Below are 17,491 nucleotides of genomic sequence, written 5' to 3'. Positions count from 1 at the left end.
TGGAACCGTAAGGAGGTGAAGCTCTTTGTCGGAGGAAGTATTATCCCAAAGCGAAATAGATGCTCTTTTGTCGGCTCTATCTGCCGGGGAAATGAATGCGGATGAATTAAAAAGAGAAGAGGAAGAAAAAAAGGTAAAAGTATACGACTTTAAACGGGCACTACGGTTTTCAAAAGATCAAATCCGTAGTTTAACACGGGTGCACGAAAACTTTTCACGGTTATTGACGACGTTTTTTTCTGCCCAGTTGCGAACTTATGTACAAATATCTGTTGCTTCAGCGGACCAAATTCCTTATGAAGAATTTATACGATCGATCCCCAATTTGACGATTTTAAACGTATTTGAGGTTCCGCCGTTAGACGGAAGGATTATTATGGAAATTAATCCGAATATCGCCTATGCGCTGGTTGACCGTCTGCTGGGTGGAAAAGGATCAGGGACCAGTAAAATTGAAAAATTGACGGAAATCGAAACGAATATTATGTCGAATATGTTTGAACGAGCTTTTTATCATTATCGGGAAGCATGGGAAAACATTGTCGAAATCAATCCGTCATTGACTGAATTTGAAGTAAATCCCCAGTTTTTACAAATGGTTTCGCCCAATGAAACCGTCGTTGTCATTTCTTTGAACACGGTCATTGGCGAAGTGATGGGCATGATCAATATTTGTATCCCTCATGTAGTGTTGGAACCTATTCTTCCGAAATTATCCGTACACTATTGGATGCAAACATCTGAAAAAAAAGAGCGCAAGCCCGGGGAATTGGAGATTTTAGAAAAGAATCTACGAAATGCGCAAATTCCGGTGACGGCAGAACTGGGAACTTCTGAGATTACGATTGAGGAATTTTTAACGTTGGATGTGGGAGATGTCATCAGACTGGATAGAAAAATCGATGAGCCATTGATAATCAAAACAGGGGATGTTCCTAAATTTATCGGCCAACCGGGAAGAGTCAATAAACAACTGGCTGTGCAAATTATAGATTCCATTGAGGGGGGAGAAAACGATGAAAAATGATGACATGCTCTCGCAGGATGAGATTGATGCTTTGCTGAAAGGGACTTTGAATGACGCAGACGCTCCGAATCAAGAGATAGCCGATGAGGAAACTCAACAAGGAAAACAAGAACAACAGGCAATCATACATACGGAAGATTATTTAACGCCGGTTGAAGAAGATGCCCTGGGTGAAATCGGCAATATCTCGTTCGGCAGCTCGGCAACAGCCTTGTCCAGTCTATTAAACCAAAAAGTAGATATTACCACACCGTCTGTTTCGATTATCCCTCGGAGCAAAATTCAAGATGAATTTCCTCATCCGTATGTTGCGATATTGGTAGAATATCGCGATGGGTTTGCCGGAATGAATCTTTTAGTGATTAAACAGCAAGACGCCGCGATCATTGCGGATCTCATGCTAGGGGGAACTGGTGAGAATCCAAGCGAAAATTTGGATGATATCAAACTAAGCGCCGTCCAAGAAGCAATGAACCAAATGATGGGTTCAGCGGCCACATCCATGTCCACCATCTTCCAAAAGCGGGTAGATATTTCACCGCCTTCGCTCGTCTTAATGGACTTAAAAAACGGGGAAGGAACTGACGCTATACCTGATCACGAACTGTTCGTCAAAATCTCCTTCCGTTTAACGATTGGAAACTTAATTGATTCCAATATCATGCAATTATTGCCGATTTCATTTGCCAAAAGTCTTGTAGAAGAATTGGTGAACCCTTCAACCGATGGGGAAGAGCCGCAAATGGCAAATGAAGAAAACGCATCAGATAAAAATTCTGTTCAAAAAGGAACAATCGATGAGGGAAGGAAAGAGACTGCGTCGAAAACCGACCGACCACAACCCGATGTTCAGAAAGAAGAGAATGTAGGAAAAAGCAGGAAAACGGAACCGATGGTTCATGTGGAGCCTGCCGCTTTTGCGGAATTTCAACCGACAACCGCACCTTCTGTTGAAACAAGAAATTTAGATTTATTGCTTGATATTCCTTTAAATGTGACTGTCGAGCTCGGAAGAACCGTGCGCACGGTAAAGGATATTCTGGAACTTTCCTCCGGCTCTATCATTGAGCTCGATAAACTGGCAGGAGAACCAGTGGATATATTGGTGAATAATAGGTTGATAGCAAAGGGCGAAGTTGTGGTTATAGATGAAAATTTCGGTGTTCGTATAACGGAAATACAAAGCCAAAGTGAACGCATTCATCAATTAAAATAATCATTTGAGGAGGAATGAAAATGGGAAATCGTATTTTAGTCGTAGATGATGCAGCTTTTATGAGAATGATGATCAAAGATATTTTAACGAAAAACGGTTATGAAGTGGTCGGTGAAGCGGCCGATGGAAATCAAGCGGTGGAAAAATATAAAGAGTTGCAGCCGGACCTTGTGACGATGGACATTACGATGCCTGAGATGGATGGAATTGAAGCGTTAAAAGCGATAAAAGCGATTGATGCCAATGCAAAAGTCATCATGTGTTCGGCCATGGGACAACAGGCTATGGTCATTGATGCGATTCAAGCCGGAGCGAAAGACTTTATCGTCAAGCCTTTCCAAGCGGATCGGGTGATAGAAGCGATTAAAAAAACGCTTGGTTAATGTTAAGAAGGTGCTTTCGATTGAATCTGGAACGAATCAAAAAGTGTTTGATCATATTCATTAGCCTGTTTCTCTTGGGTATTGGCGGAACATCCGTCACTGCCGCGGGAACTTTGAGCGGAAACGTAAAAGATTGTATCGAACATCCTGATAAATGTCAGGATTCAGGAACATCTAAAAAAGAAAAAAGCACTGCGACGGACGATATTTCCGGAGTCAGTGCTTGGGATTATGCAAGAATGCTGTTCGCGCTCCTTTTTGTGATTGTATTAATCTACTTTTTAATCAAATTTATCAATAAAAAAAGCCAAACTTTTCAAGATTCGAAGCTGATCCAGCATTTGGGCGGTTCTCCTCTTGGAGGAAACCGCTCCATCCAATTGGTAAAGGTGGGAGAACGCATTTTTATTCTGGGGGTTGGTGAAAACATAGAACTGCTGAAAGAAATCAACGACCAAGAAGAATATAAACAGCTTTTGCAAGTTTACAATCAACAAAAGGATCTATTGCTGGATACGAAAGATATTTTTACGGTTGCTTTGAGAAAATGGCAGGAGAGAAAACAAAAAGCGGTCAAAAAAGGCGGTTCAGCGCCTTTTAAAAGTGTGCTTGAAAAGCAGTTGAACGAAATAAAAACTTCAAGGGAGCAAGCGCTCCAGCAGCTGGAAACCAAGGAGAAGAAGTCTGATGAATGAATTTATGCATTATTTTAATAACAGCTCCCCGGAAAATGTGTCATTGTCGGTGAAACTGCTTCTTCTTTTGACCGTTTTATCGCTGGCGCCGAGCATTTTGATTTTAATGACTTGTTTTACGCGCATCATCATTGTGCTGTCTTTTGTCCGTACTGCCCTGGGAACGCAACAGATGCCGCCGAACCAAGTATTGGTGGGCCTTGCTTTGTTTTTGACTTTTTTTATCATGACGCCGGTGTTTCAACAGGTCAATAAAGAAGCTTTGACTCCTCTTTTTAAAAATGAAATCAATCTGGAAGAAGCTTATGATCGGGCGAGCGTCCCTTTTAAAGACTTTATGAGTCGATATACGAGAGAAAAGGATTTGGACTTATTTTTGCAATATTCGAATGCGAAACGGCCAAAAAGCATAGAGGATATACCGTTAACCGCGCTTGTGCCGGCGTTTGCGATCAGCGAATTGAAAACGGCGTTTCAAATGGGATTTATGCTTTTTATTCCTTTTCTTGTCATCGATATGGTGGTGTCCAGTGTACTCATGTCTATGGGGATGATGATGCTTCCTCCGATTATGATTTCATTGCCGTTTAAAATATTATTATTCGTTCTTGTCGATGGCTGGCATTTAGTGATTGAGTCGCTTTTACAAAGTTATAAGTAGGTGAAGAGTACATGAATCCCGAAATGGTCATTTCTCTCGCAGAAAAAGGAGTTTATATGATTTTGATTCTATCCGGTCCGATCATGCTGATTGGGCTTATTGTCGGACTTGTCGTGAGTATTTTTCAAGCAATGACTCAAATTCAAGAACAAACACTCGCTTTCATTCCTAAAATTGTGGCGATGCTGGTTGGATTGGTATTTTTTGGTCCTTGGATGCTGACTCATATGATTTCTTATACTTCGCAAATTTTATCGAATTTAACACAGTTTGTGGGATGATGGCATGGATCAGCTAGTTCCGAAATTCTCCGTGTTTCTTCTCATTTTTGTCCGGGTAGCGTCTTTTTTTGTGACCGTGCCGCTTTTTTCGTATCGGACCATTCCGGCCATACATCGGATGGGCGTTTCTTTCGCTCTTTCTTGGATGATGTACTATACCATGAATACTGCGCCGATCGCGATAGATGGCGCCTACTTTTTATTAATATTAAAAGAGATGCTTGTCGGTCTGTTGATTGGATTTACAGCTGCGTTGGTGATGGCGGCGGTTCAAGTAGCCGGAGCTCTCATTGATTTTCAGATGGGGTCTACCATTGCCAATGTCATTGATCCTCACACAGGAATGCAAAGTCCGATCATGGGACAATATTTTTACATGTTTGCTCTGCTTTTTTTGCTTTCTGTAAACGGGCATCATCTTCTCTTGGACGGAATTTATTACAGTTATCAGCTCATACCGCTGGAACAAGGGAAGTTTTCGCTTGGCAGCAGCTCTTTTGCGCAGTATATGATTCATGCTTTCCAATCCATGTTTGTCATCGCCTTTCAAATGGCCATTCCGGTGGTTGCATCCCTATTTCTAGTCGACGTCGCGTTGGGGATTATTGCCCGCACCGTTCCGCAGATGAATATTTTTGTTGTCGGATTTCCTGTGAAGATTGCCGTGGCTTTTATTGTCATGATCGTGGTGATGAGTGCCATTTTCGCGGTGGTGCAACATTTATTTGAAATGATGCTATACGCGATGAGAGATGTGATGAAAATCATCGGAGGGACGTAAAGTGAGATTATTGACCGTTGATTTGCAGTTTTTTGCGGGGGAGAAAACGGAAAAAGCCACACCCAAAAGAAGGGAAGAAGCGAAGAAGAAAGGTCAAGTGGCAAAAAGCCAAGAGGTCGTTACGGCAATCAATCTGTTGGCTGTTTTTTCCTCGCTCTATTTTGCTTCTTCTTTTCTTGGCAATATTGTGAGGCGGCTCTTTTCACGTTCTTTTCAAGATTATATGCTCATGCCTATTACGGAAGGAAACTTAAAATCCATCGTTTTAGATGTATTGAAAGATTTTGCATATATGGTCGGCCCTTTTCTGCTTGTCGCATTAGTGGGAAGTTTAGCCGCCAATTATCTGCAAGTTGGGTTTTTATTTACGACGGAGACGTTGGTTCCCAAGCTGGAAAAAATCGATCCTATGAAAGGATTTCAAAGGATTTTTTCGATTAAGGCACTAGTAGAGTTACTGAAGTCCATTTTAAAAATTTCCATTGTCGGAACCGTGACCTTTGTGATTTTGTGGATGAATATGGACAGAGTACTTGGCCTGTCTTTTGAGTCATTGTCCGATTCATTGAAAACGGTAGGAACGTTAACGGTGCAAATGGGAATTTCTGCTTCGATCGCTCTGTTGTTTTTGGCCTTGTTTGATTATCTTTATCAGAAATACGATTTTGAAAAAAGCATCCGAATGTCAAAGCAAGACATTAAAGATGAATATAAAAACTCAGAAGGCGACCCGCAAATCAAATCACGGATTAAGCAAAGACAACGGGAAATGGCGATGAGAAGAATGATGCAAGAAGTGCCTAACGCAGACGTCGTAATCACCAATCCAACTCATTTTGCCGTTGCGCTGAAATATGAAGAGGAGAAAATGGATGCGCCGGTTGTAGTCGCTAAAGGGGCAGATTATTTGGCGCAAAAGATTAAGGCCATCGCCAAAGAGAATCATGTTGAAACGGTTGAAAACCGTCCGTTGGCAAGGGCTCTGTACACCCAGGTGGAAATTGGAGAGAGGATACCGGAAGAATTTTTCAAAGCGGTCGCTGAAATTTTGGCGTATGTGTACCGATTAAAAAATAAAGTGTAGGTCTTATTGAAAGTTGGGAGAGAACATCATGAAGGTAAGAGATTTTTCGGTGTTACTGGGAGTCATTTTAATCGTCGCAATGCTTATTATTCCTTTTCCTTCATGGCTATTAAGCATTTTGATTATCCTGAACATATCTCTTGCGTTATTGGTGCTGTTAACAACCATGAATATGAATGAAGCGCTCCAATTTTCCGTATTTCCGTCTTTGCTGCTTCTATTAACCTTGTTTCGATTAGGTTTAAACGTGTCGACAACGCGTTCTATTTTGAGCAAAGGGGAGGCAGGAGGCGTTGTCGAAACGTTTGGAACGTTTGTTGTCGGCGGAAATTTGGTTGTTGGTTTAGTCGTGTTCCTCATATTAATCATTATTCAGTTTGTTGTCATCACGAGAGGAGCAGAACGCGTTTCTGAAGTGGCAGCACGTTTTACTTTAGATGCTATGCCGGGTAAACAGATGGCCATTGACGCGGATTTAAATGCAGGAATGATATCGGAGCAGGAAGCGCGGGAACGACGTGAAAATATTTCACGGGAAGCAGATTTTTACGGAGCGATGGATGGTGCGACTAAATTTGTAAAAGGCGATGCGATCGCCGGTATTATTATCGTCATCATCAACTTGATTTTTGGAATGGTCATTGGCATGGTCCAGCAAGGTATGGGGTTTCAAGATGCAGCCAATCATTATTCATTGTTGACAGTGGGGGACGGACTTGTCAGCCAGATACCGGCATTATTAATTTCCACCGCTACTGGCATCATTGTCACTCGAACCGCTTCAAACAGCAATCTTGGCGAAGATGTAATGTCTCAATTGTTATCCTATCCTAAAATGTTATATGTTACGGCTGGTACCATTTTTTTGCTTGGAATTGCCACGCCTATTAATGATTTGCTGACGATTCCGGTTGCGGCGCTGCTTGCGATCGGAGGATACAGGCTTCAAAAAGTTCCGGATGAGCCGGTGGAAACGGAAGAGGTTCAAGAAGAGAACGAAGCAGAAGAATTGCGGCGGCCCGAAAATGTCGTCAATTTATTAAATATTGACCCGATTGAATTTGAATTTGGCTATGGACTTATCCCTCTTGCCGATGCAAACCAAGGCGGCGACTTGCTTGATCGGATTGTGATGATCCGAAGACAGCTGGCCATGGAATTAGGGATTATTCTTCCGGTTGTGCGCATCAGAGATAATATTCAATTAGCCCCGAATGAATACAGAATTAAAATTAAAGGAAATGAAGTGGCCAAAGGAGAGTTGTTTCTTGATCACTATTTGGCCATGAATTCCGGCGAAGAAGAGGATTCGATTGAAGGAATTGATACGATTGAGCCCTCATTCGGTCTTCCTGCCAAATGGATTACGGAAGAAGTAAAAGATCAAGCAGAAATGCTGGGCTATACTGTCGTCGACCCACCGAGTGTTGTTTCCACTCATTTAACGGAAGTATTGAAAGCAAATGCCCATGATTTGCTCGGAAGACAAGAAACGCAGCAATTGATTGACCATATGAAAGAAACGTATCCTGTTCTTGTTGAAGAAGTAACACCGAATCCTTTATCCGTTGGAGACATACAAAAAGTATTGGCAAAACTGTTAAAAGAAAATATTTCGATACGCAATCTGCCGATCATTTTTGAAACGCTAGCCGATTACGGCAAGTTAACATCCGACACCGATTTGTTAACCGAGTATGTTCGTCAAGCTTTATCACGACAAATTACCAATCAATATGCCGATGAAGGAACCATCAAAGTGATCACTTTGTCAGCGCAGGTGGAAAAATTGATCGCTGATAGTGTACAACAAACAGAGCATGGAAATTATTTGTCGATCGACCCGGTCAATTCGCAAAAATTAATAGAAGCCGTTTCAAAAAAAGTAGAAGAAGTTTCTATCATGCAGCAAATGCCGGTCATTTTATGTTCTCCGGCAATTCGAATGTTTGTAAGGCAGCTGTTGGAAAGATATTTTCCACGATTACCGATCCTATCTTTCAACGAACTTGAACCAAATGTGGAAGTACAAAGCGTCGGGGTGGTGACCATCGAATGAAAGTGAAGAAATTTATAGCCCCTTCCATGCCGGAAGCCATGAAAAAAATTAGAAAGGAGTTAGGCGAGCACGCTGTTATTCTGAATTCCAAGATTACGTACGGTGGAGGCTTTCTCGGTTTTTTTAAAAAGAAACAATTTGAAGTGATTGCCGCTGTGGATCCTGAACTGGAAATGATGGAAAGGATGGAAGCGGAACAGCCGAAAATGCCTCTCCATGTTTCAGAACGGCAAAAGCAAGCTGACCACGGCGAAAATCAACAGCTCAAACAGGAATTAGAAGAATTAAAGTCGATGATCGCTCTTTTGACATCAAAAGAGGATCGTTCCAAATACCCGGAAATGATTCATTCCATTCTGTCAGAATTGGAGCAAAAAGAAATCGGATCCGACCATGTGCGAACCATCGGGGACGAGCTATATGCGTTTTATATTGAATCCAAGGGCGAAGTGAGCGAAACAGAAATACGCAAACGAGCCATTGATTACTTAAAAAGAAAACTTCAATCAGTTCAAACCGACAACCCGCTATTTGCTAAAAAATATATCAATGTTGTCGGGCCGACCGGCGTGGGAAAAACGACTACGTTGGCGAAATTGGCGGCAAAAGCAGTGCTGGAACACAAGAAAAAAATTGCTTTTATCACCACGGATACTTTCCGAATTGCCGCGATTGAACAATTAAAAACTTATGCCAATTTGCTGAACGTGCCTGTAGAGGTTGTTTATAATTCTGCTGATTTTGAAAAGGCGACGCAAAAATTTTTGGATTATGACCTCGTTTTGATTGACACGGCGGGACGTAATTATCGGGAAAATCAGTATATCGACCAATTAAAAGAAATCATTCCGGTCCGTGAAGAGATGGAGACATATCTTGTGCTGGCTCTTACGTCCAAAGCAGAAGATTTGGAAGAAATAATAGAAAAATTTCAAGACCTTCCATTTGATCAATTTATTTTTACGAAATTAGATGAAACAAAGCGAAAAGGCTCATTGTTCAATCTTGTTTGCAAGTACAGGAAAAAAGTAGGATTCCTGGCGAATGGACAAAACGTCCCGGACGATTTATTGACTGGCAATCCTGAAATCATTTTGAAAGAAATATTGAGGGAGTAAGCATATGAAAGACCAAGCAGAAGGATTAAGGCTGAAATTGAGAGAGTTGCATCAGTCACCCGCTAAAACGGCTGCCGTGATCAGCGGTAAAGGGGGCGTGGGAAAGTCCAATATTTCTGTGAACATAGCTGTCATTTTGGCGCAGTTAGGAAAAAAAGTTTTATTGTTTGATTTGGATATTGGCATGGCGAATATTCATATTTTATCAGGTATTAGTGCGGATCGCTCGATTGTAGATTTTATAGAAAACGGATACGAATTGAAGGATCTGATCATTTCCGGTCCGGGGGGCTTTTCCTACATATTCGGCGGTTCTGGTCTTGGGCGTCTTCTTGAATGGTCTGAGAATGATTTTCAACGTTGGATCGAGTCCGTAGCAAAATTGCAGTGGGAATATGATTATATTTTGTTTGATATGGGGGCCGGAGCATCAAAAGAAAGCTTGGAGCTGTTGATGTCTGTTGATGATTTATTGGTGATCACGACCCCTGAACCGACTGCTGTGACAGACGCGTATTCCATGATGAAATATATTCAAATAAGAGATCAAGACAAACATTTTTATTTGATTTGCAATCGTGCTGAATCCAATCAAGAAGGACAAGTCACGCTCGAACGTATATCGATGGCCATGGAGAAATTTTTGCATAAAGAGGTTTCAAAACTCGGAATATTGCCTGAAGATAAAATCGTAAAGAATGCAGTCGCAAGCCAGACACCTTTCTTTTTATACAATCCTTATTCCAGTATTTCCCGCTCATTAAAATCGATCGTGGAAATTTATTTGTCCCAATCGAACGTAATGGGAACCATCCAAAAGGGTCGTTTTATTGGGAAGCTTCGCCAGTTTTTTCTGAAAGGCAGTGTTGGAGATGGGTAAAAAGAAAGTACTCATAGTAGATGATTCCGCATTCATGAGAAAATTGATCTCGGACTTTGTTTCCGAACATCCTGAATTGGAAGTGGTCGGGACAGCTAGAAACGGAAAAGATGCCATAGAAAAAGTGAAGACGTTATGTCCGGATGTCGTCACGATGGACATCGAAATGCCAGTCATGAACGGACTTGAAGCGCTAAAATGGATCATCAGCCATTATCAGCTGCCGGTTGTAATGCTGTCAAGTACGACGAAGGAAGGAACAGAAAATGCGATTAAAGCTCTTGAAAATGGAGCTTTTGATTTTGTGGCAAAGCCGTCCGGACCGATTTCGCTGGATCTGGATAAGGGAAAAAATGAATTGATCTCGAAACTTTTACTGGCTTCAAAGGTAAAAAAGGGAATGAAAAGCAACGTGCGGGTCCATACAGACGAGATGGATCGCGGCCTAATGACGTCCAATAGGGAGTCGGAGTTAAACCATCGGAGTACGAAAGAATATGCAAAAAGTTTAGTGCTAATTGGCACTTCCACCGGTGGACCGAGAGCGCTTCAAGAAGTTTTGCCGCAACTGCCAAAGGAAATTGGAGCGCCTATTCTAATCGTTCAACACATGCCTCCAGGATTTACAAAATCCTTGGCTGAACGTTTGAACCAACTGTCACGCATCTATGTTAAAGAAGCGGAAGACGGTGAACTGTTGAAAAAAGGAATCGCCTATATCGCCCCCGGGAATTTTCATATGAAAATCAAGGAGGTAGGAAGGTCTCTTGCCATCTCGCTTGATCAATCTCCCCGAATGAACGGTCACAAGCCTTCTGTAGATGTTCTTTTTGAGTCAGCCAGCAAATTGGAATTTTATAAAAAAATTGCCGTTATTTTAACTGGAATGGGTTCAGATGGGACTTATGGTCTGATAAAATTAAAAGAAAAAGGCAATGTACATGCCATCGCTGAGTCTAAAGACTCATGCGTTGTATTTGGAATGCCAAAATCTGCAATTGAAGCGAATGTCATTGATGAAGTGAAACCGATTCAAGATATCGCTCAATCAATCTTAAAATATTTGCCTTAGGAAGAGGTGGAACAGATGGAAACGACTCAATATCTTGAAATATTCATAGATGAAAGCAAAGAGCATTTGCAAGCCATTAATGAAAATCTTCTTGAGCTTGAAAAAAACCCGGAAAATATGGAGATCGTCAATGAGGTATTCACGTCTGCCCATACTTTAAAGGGAATGTCCGCCACAATGGGATTTGAAGATTTAGCAAACCTCACTCATAAAATGGAAAATGTTCTGGATGCCATCCGCAACCATAAAATAAAAGTTACAACAGACGTATTAGATGTTGTCTTTGCTTCGGTGGATGATTTGGAGGCCATGATTCAAGATATTGCTTCTGGTGGAGATGGCAAAAGAAATGTAGAGGAGATAGTGGCACGGCTTAAAGCGATTGAAAGCGGATCGAACGTCGAAAAGAAGGAGAAAAGTGAAGTACGAGAGCCAAGCCATTCAAGTGAAGGGAATTCTGTGCAATATGACGAATTTGAAACAACCGTTATTCAGCAGTCGAAAGAACAAGGATTTTCCTGTTACGAAGTGATCGTTACATTAAAGGAAGACTGTCTGTTAAAAGCGGCACGGGTTTATATGATTTTTGAAGTTCTTGAAAAATGCGGAGAAATCATTAAATCTGTTCCTGCAGTAGAAGAGTTGGAAGAAGAGCATTTTGATCATCGATTTACGGTAACGATTGTGACGAAAGACGAAGCTTCTGAGATTGAAAAGAAAGTGATGAAAGTTTCAGAAGTAGAAAAAGTGGTCGTTCAGCCTTTTGCAGATTCTCCAAAACAAGCCAGCGGCCATTCAAAAGAAACAGATCATTCCGACAAGGAGGAAAAGAAAAAGGCCTCTGCAGAAAAAAACGCGAAAGATCATCAAGCAGATGGAGGCAAACAAAGAAAATCCAAAAATGTTTCCAATAAAACGATTCGTGTCAACATCGAACGTTTGGACAGCTTGATGAATTTATTTGAAGAACTGGTGATTGACCGCGGACGACTTGAGCAAATCTCCCGTGAGTTAAATCACCCTGAATTGACTGAAACAGTGGAACGGATGTCCAGAATTTCCGGAGACTTGCAAAATATTATTTTAAATATGCGGATGATTCCGGTTGAAACGGTATTTAATCGTTTCCCGAGGATGGTTCGTCAACTAGCCCGCGAATTAGATAAACAAATTAATTTAGAAATCATCGGGGCGGAAACGGAGCTGGACCGGACGGTTATAGATGAAATCGGTGATCCGCTTGTCCACTTGCTCAGAAATGCTGTCGATCATGGAATTGAAACGAAAGAAGAAAGAAAAGCGAAGGGGAAACCGATAGAAGGTACAGTAAAGTTAAAAGCCTATACAAGCGGAAACCATGTTTTCATTGAAGTAGAGGATGATGGAGCGGGAATCAACCGTGAGAAAGTATTAAAAAAAGCCATTGATAAAGGAATTGTATCTCAAGAGGAAGCGGAGAAATTAACGGACAGTGAAGTATTTGGCCTCATTATGGAATCCGGTTTTTCGACAGCCGACCGTATTACGGATATTTCCGGAAGAGGTGTGGGACTTGATGTAGTCAAGGCGACAATTGAGTCGATTGGCGGATCCATCAATATCAACTCAGTTGAAGGCAAAGGTTCCGTCTTTTCTATTCAGCTGCCGCTGACACTCTCTATTATTTCAGTCATGTTGATCGAAGTAGGAAATGAAAAATATGCCATCCCGTTATCCTCCATCATCGAAACAGCCATTATCAAAAAAGAAGACATCTTAAGTGCGCATAGTAAAAAAGTCATTGATTTTAGAGGGAAAGTCGTGCCTCTTCTCTTTTTGGAAAAGCTCTTCGAGGTACCGAAAGAAGAGGCGGAAGATGATTACTTGTCAGTTGTCATCGTCCGAAAAGGCGACAAAATGGCGGCCTTGGTCGTGGATTCTTTTATTGGGCAGCAAGAAGTGGTCTTGAAAAGTCTCGGGAATTATCTAACGAACGTATTTGCCATATCCGGAGCAACTATTTTAGGAGACGGTCAAGTAGCATTAATCATTGATTGTAACGCACTAATCAAATAGGGAAGGGGAGAGAAAAAATGAGCAAAATATCAGCACCTTCTGTTCTGAAGGTTATTGCCTTTCAATTAGGCGACAACGAATATGCGCTGCCAATCCATCAAGTCCAATCCATCGAAAGATTGATGCCTATTACTCGAGTACCTAAGACGGTCCCGTTTATCAAAGGTGTGATCAATTTAAGGGGAGTGGTCACCCCGATCATAGATTTAAGAACACGATTTGGGCTTCCCGAAAAAGAGTTTGATGATGGTACAAGAATTATTGTTGCGACGCTGAATGAAATGGAAGTAGGGTTCATTGTGGACGGAGCAAATGATGTGTTAGATATTTCCGAAGAGTTCATCGAACCCCAGCCTGAAATGGTAGGAGAAATTGAAGCAGAATATATCACGGGTGTTGCCAAATGGGAAAAAAGGCTTCTTATTTTATTAAGTCTTGAAAAAATTCTAGAAAAATAAGGATGAAAGCTGATGAGTTACTTAGATCGGATACAAAACGCTCATTTAGACACGTTCAAGGAAATCGGAAATATCGGGGCGGGCCATGCAGCCACTGCTTTGTCCACTTTGATGAATAAAAAAATAAATATGGTGGTTCCCACTGTACAAATCCTTCACTTCGATGACGTGATGGAAATGGCAGGCGGACCGGACAACATTGTAGCAAGCGTTTTTTTGCGGATTGAAGGAGATATTGAAGGAAGCATGTTTTTCGTCCTCCAGCTGGAACAGGCAGCACTTTTTATACAAAAGCTGACTGGCGACCAATCTTTTTCTTTTGACCATCCGCCCTATTCGGAAATGGCTTTATCGGCGCTTCAAGAATTAGGAAATATTTTGTCCGGTTCGTATTTGTCTGCTTTGGGAGATTTTACGGGTCTGCATGTTTTTCCGTCCGTACCCGCCTTGGCCATTGATATGGTGGGAGCCGTAATGAGTGATGGATTGTTTGAAATATCCCAATACAGCGATTATGCCATTTTTATTGACACGACTTTGAAAGAAGCAGATGGAAAAGCCTCTGATTCCGTGAAAGGACATTTTTTTCTCTTGCCTGACCCGAATTCCTTTTGGAAAGTTTTGGATGCATTGGGAGTGCCGCTAGATGAATGAGACGGTAAAAGTCATTAAAGTAGGTATCGCTGATTTAAATGTGGTGCGCCCACCCGATCGAATTCGAACGGCTGGTTTAGGTTCTTGCGTTGGAATTGTCATATTTGATGAAAAAACAAAAATTGGCGGGTTGGCTCATATTATGCTGCCGGATTCTTCGCTAGCCAAGACGGAAACATTTAATAAAGCCAAATTTGCTGATACAGCTATTCCCCAATTAACGGATATGTTAATCAACGAAGGTGCGCTGCGTAAACGATTAAAAGCAAAAATTGCCGGAGGAGCACAAATGTTCCAATTCTCGTCCAAAAATGAAATAATGAGAATCGGACCGAGAAATGTCGAGGCAGTGAAAAAACAATTGAACAGAGAACATATTCCCATCGTAGCCGAGGACGTTGGCGGAAACAGTGGAAGAACCATTGAGTTTGATCCTTCCACTGGCCTTTTGGAAATCAGAACCGTGAATAAAGGCGTGTCCATCATTTAACATTTTCTGAAAGAAGCCCGTCTTTAAGCGAAATGAAGGGGCGACGAAAGGGTTTGTTATTTTAGATGTGTGTGACGGGAAAAGGAAACTTCTGATCGAAAAAATAGTAGAATACTAGATGTATTATCATTTCGTATACTCGGATACTGTCTCAAAGAGCAATAGACGATTTTTCATTCGCTTCGCTCGACTGTTGTTTGTTTCGAAATCACATCCGTCGCAATAAAGATCATCTATTTTCTGCTATTTTTACCGCATTCATTCAGGCAAACAAAAAATGGTTGTACGAAAACCGAATATCGGCCTCGCTATGAATCACAAACTTCCCTGGGAAACATTCGAGGAGGAGAATCATGATAGATGTACAACTTGTAGAGGAGAAAAAATGGTGGGATTTATGGCTTACATCAAGAGATCCGGACGCCGGGGATTTGCTTGTCAAACGATATACTCCGCTTGTCAGTTATCATGTTCAGCGCCTCTCTGTTCACATGCCGAAAAATGTAAGCCGGGATGAACTCAAAAGCCTCGGATTTTTAGGCTTGGTGGATGCGTTGACAAAATTTGATCCCTCCAGAGATTTAAAGTTTGATACATACGCTTCTTTTCGTATTAGAGGAGCGATATTAGATGGGCTCAGAAAAGAGGACTGGCTTCCAAGAGGGACGAGGGAAAAAGCGAAAAAAATCGAAGTCAAAATCGAAGAATTAGAGCAGCAATTTTTAAGACATGTCACGGCGGAAGAAGTCGCAAACGAACTAGACATGAGCGTAGAGGAACTTCAACAAATCATGGCGGAATATTATACGGCCAACATATTATCGATGGACGATCAAATAAAAGATCAAGAGGAAATGGATGGAAAAGGCTACGATATAAAAGATGACCGAATCTCTACTCCTGAAGAAGAGGTTGTCAAAGAGGAATTAATCCAAGAGTTATCCCGTGAAATTGCGGGATTGTCTGAAAAAGAAAAATTAGTGCTGAGGCTATTTTATCAGGAGGAGTTAACATTGACTGAAATTGGAGAGATTCTGAATCTTTCCACTTCACGAATTTCACAGATCCATTCGAAAGCTCTTTTTAAATTGCGGAACAAGCTAAAAAAAGTCAGCGGCATCCCTTTTCGCTGCTAAAAGAATTGAAATTCAGGTGGGAATCATGGTGTCAACTTTTTTGTTTTTCATATCCATTATTTTTAATGTCATCACACTGTTTGCTGTTGTGCTCCTTTACATGAGACAAAACCGCCTTTTCGGATTAAAAGAGGAGCAAGAAAAAATGATTCAAGATACGGAAGAAATGTTATCAACCTATCTTCTTCAAATGAAAGATGAAAATGAAGCATTTCTGAAAAAAATATCGTCCATAGAGGCCAAACAGCCGCATCATAAGCATAAAAAGGAAAGTTTCGAGATTCAGTCGAAACAGGATGAACGGAAATGGACCCAGTCCAAACAGCCTATCGTTTCGAAAAAAGAAGCGTTGAAAAAATACCAGCAAGAACCGTCGGTCGTTGGGCCTAAAGAATCCAAAACGGAGATGGACATATTGGATTGGACGGAAGACGACTTATATGAAAATGTATTGTTTTTACAAAAAAAGGGTTTAACGATTGAAGAAATTGCGCATAAATTAAATAAAGGTACAACAGAAATACAACTGCTTTTAAAATTTCGAGCAAATGGGCAATGATAAGCTTGATAGTTAGATTTGATTATGATATAGTAACTTTTGGTGTGAATACACACGTTCTCGGATTTAATCAGAGGGTGCTGATTTTTGTCAGTCTCTGTTTAAATATGAAGAGGACGGAGGATAATAACCCATAGGAGGAAAGAAAAAATGTCTGTTATTTCTATGAAACAATTATTAGAAGCAGGTGTGCATTTTGGACACCAAACACGCCGTTGGAATCCGAAAATGAAAAAATACATTTTCCAAGAACGCAACGGCATCTATATTATCGATCTTCAAAAAACCGTGAAGAAAGTAGAAGAAGCTTACCAATTCGTTAAAGAATTGGCTGCTAACGGCGGAAAAGTTCTTTTTGTTGGTACGAAAAAACAAGCACAAGAATCCGTAAAAGAAGAAGCAGAGCGTTCCGGAATGTATTATGTAAATCATCGTTGGCTCGGTGGAACGTTAACCAACTTCCAAACGATTCAAAAACGTGTTCAACGTCTGAAAGACATCGAAAGAATGGAAGAAGACGGCACATTCGATGTATTGCCTAAAAAAGAAGTCGTTCAGCTGAAAAAAGAACATGAACGCCTTGTGAAATTTCTTGGCGGCATTAAAGATATGAAAGAACTTCCTGACGCTTTGTTTGTGATCGATCCACGCAAAGAACGTATCGCAGTAGCAGAAGCACGGAAATTGAATATTCCGATTATCGGTATTGTTGATACGAACTGCGATCCGGATGAAATTGATTATGTCATTCCTGCGAATGACGATGCGATTCGCGCTGTTAAACTTCTGACTTCAAAAATGGCGGATGCTATTTTAGAAGCTAAACAAGGTGAAGAAACAGCTGAAGTTTCTGAAACGGTAGAAGTTGCTGCTGAATAAGCT

The 17,491-nt window shown here is 41.2% G+C and carries 19 protein-coding genes; all 19 read left to right on the top strand.

The features are described from left to right. The first annotated feature begins 25 nt into the window (after nt 1–25). The 19 genes from fliM (at nt 26) to rpsB (ending at nt 17,488) form a co-directional block, all read left to right on the top strand. A complete protein-coding gene (gene fliM, locus N1I86_RS02035; RefSeq protein ID WP_270583013.1) occupies nt 26–1,027 on the top strand; it encodes a flagellar motor switch protein FliM in 1,002 nt (333 codons plus the stop codon). Then, nucleotides 1,017–2,243: a flagellar motor switch phosphatase FliY gene (fliY, locus tag N1I86_RS02030; protein ID WP_327803068.1), complete on the top strand. Its 1,227-nt coding sequence runs from the start codon at nt 1,017–1,019 to the stop codon at nt 2,241–2,243. The genes fliM and fliY overlap by 11 nt, the downstream gene beginning before the upstream one ends. Nucleotides 2,244–2,263: 20 nt before the next feature. Then, complete coding sequence (locus N1I86_RS02025; RefSeq protein WP_003354590.1) at nt 2,264–2,626, top strand: response regulator; 363 nt, start codon at nt 2,264–2,266, stop codon at nt 2,624–2,626. Between the two features lie 20 nt (nt 2,627–2,646). Then, complete coding sequence (locus N1I86_RS02020; protein ID WP_341094692.1) at nt 2,647–3,321, top strand: flagellar biosynthetic protein FliO; 675 nt, start codon at nt 2,647–2,649, stop codon at nt 3,319–3,321. Further along, nucleotides 3,314–3,982, top strand: a complete 669-nt coding sequence (fliP, locus tag N1I86_RS02015; RefSeq protein ID WP_003354593.1) for a flagellar type III secretion system pore protein FliP — start codon at nt 3,314–3,316, stop codon at nt 3,980–3,982. Before N1I86_RS02020 ends, fliP begins: the two co-directional genes overlap by 8 nt. An 11-nt stretch (nt 3,983–3,993) precedes the next feature. Beyond that, nucleotides 3,994–4,263, top strand: coding sequence for a flagellar biosynthesis protein FliQ (gene fliQ / locus N1I86_RS02010; protein WP_003354594.1), 270 nt, complete (start codon nt 3,994–3,996; stop codon nt 4,261–4,263). Between the two features lie 4 nt (nt 4,264–4,267). Then, complete coding sequence (gene fliR, locus N1I86_RS02005; RefSeq protein ID WP_341094690.1) at nt 4,268–5,044, top strand: flagellar biosynthetic protein FliR; 777 nt, start codon at nt 4,268–4,270, stop codon at nt 5,042–5,044. A 1-nt stretch (nt 5,045) separates the two neighbouring features. Next, nucleotides 5,046–6,128, top strand: a complete 1,083-nt coding sequence (flhB, locus tag N1I86_RS02000; RefSeq protein WP_327823942.1) for a flagellar biosynthesis protein FlhB — start codon at nt 5,046–5,048, stop codon at nt 6,126–6,128. A gap of 28 nt (nt 6,129–6,156) precedes the next feature. Beyond that, complete coding sequence (gene flhA, locus N1I86_RS01995; protein WP_341094688.1) at nt 6,157–8,187, top strand: flagellar biosynthesis protein FlhA; 2,031 nt, start codon at nt 6,157–6,159, stop codon at nt 8,185–8,187. Continuing rightward, a complete protein-coding gene (gene flhF / locus N1I86_RS01990; protein ID WP_341094687.1) occupies nt 8,184–9,305 on the top strand; it encodes a flagellar biosynthesis protein FlhF in 1,122 nt (373 codons plus the stop codon). The genes flhA and flhF overlap by 4 nt, the downstream gene beginning before the upstream one ends. A 4-nt stretch (nt 9,306–9,309) precedes the next feature. Continuing rightward, nucleotides 9,310–10,185 carry a MinD/ParA family protein gene (locus N1I86_RS01985; RefSeq protein WP_003354600.1) on the top strand — a complete coding sequence of 292 codons (876 nt, stop codon included), beginning with the start codon at nt 9,310–9,312 and terminating at the stop codon, nt 10,183–10,185. After that, a complete protein-coding gene (locus N1I86_RS01980; protein WP_341094685.1) occupies nt 10,178–11,257 on the top strand; it encodes a protein-glutamate methylesterase/protein-glutamine glutaminase in 1,080 nt (359 codons plus the stop codon). The genes N1I86_RS01985 and N1I86_RS01980 overlap by 8 nt, the downstream gene beginning before the upstream one ends. Nucleotides 11,258–11,272: 15 nt before the next feature. Next, on the top strand, nt 11,273–13,312 hold the full coding sequence (locus N1I86_RS01975; RefSeq protein WP_341094684.1) for a chemotaxis protein CheA: 2,040 nt from the start codon (nt 11,273–11,275) through the stop codon (nt 13,310–13,312). 17 nt (nt 13,313–13,329) lie between these two features. Then, on the top strand, nt 13,330–13,770 hold the full coding sequence (locus N1I86_RS01970; protein WP_003354603.1) for a chemotaxis protein CheW: 441 nt from the start codon (nt 13,330–13,332) through the stop codon (nt 13,768–13,770). A 12-nt stretch (nt 13,771–13,782) separates the two neighbouring features. Continuing rightward, nucleotides 13,783–14,424, top strand: a complete 642-nt coding sequence (locus tag N1I86_RS01965; RefSeq protein ID WP_048623180.1) for a chemotaxis protein CheC — start codon at nt 13,783–13,785, stop codon at nt 14,422–14,424. Then, entirely contained in the window at nt 14,417–14,914 is a 498-nt protein-coding gene (locus N1I86_RS01960; protein WP_003354605.1) for a chemotaxis protein CheD, read from the top strand. The genes N1I86_RS01965 and N1I86_RS01960 overlap by 8 nt, the downstream gene beginning before the upstream one ends. 353 nt (nt 14,915–15,267) lie before the next feature. Then, entirely contained in the window at nt 15,268–16,050 is a 783-nt protein-coding gene (locus tag N1I86_RS01955; RefSeq protein ID WP_341094683.1) for a FliA/WhiG family RNA polymerase sigma factor, read from the top strand. A gap of 25 nt (nt 16,051–16,075) precedes the next feature. Next, nucleotides 16,076–16,609: a hypothetical protein gene (locus tag N1I86_RS01950; protein WP_048623182.1), complete on the top strand. Its 534-nt coding sequence runs from the start codon at nt 16,076–16,078 to the stop codon at nt 16,607–16,609. A 150-nt stretch (nt 16,610–16,759) separates the two neighbouring features. Then, nucleotides 16,760–17,488, top strand: a complete 729-nt coding sequence (rpsB, locus tag N1I86_RS01945) for a 30S ribosomal protein S2 (RefSeq protein ID WP_341094680.1) — start codon at nt 16,760–16,762, stop codon at nt 17,486–17,488. Nucleotides 17,489–17,491: the final 3 nt, after the last annotated feature.

This window comes from Bacillus sp. FSL W8-0116 (genome assembly GCF_038003825.1).
GTDB classification, from domain to species: Bacteria; Bacillota; Bacilli; order Bacillales; family DSM-4216; genus Bacillus_O; species Bacillus_O smithii.
Note: the sequence above shows the minus strand (reverse complement) of the source record. Positions and strands in the feature narration are given on the sequence as shown.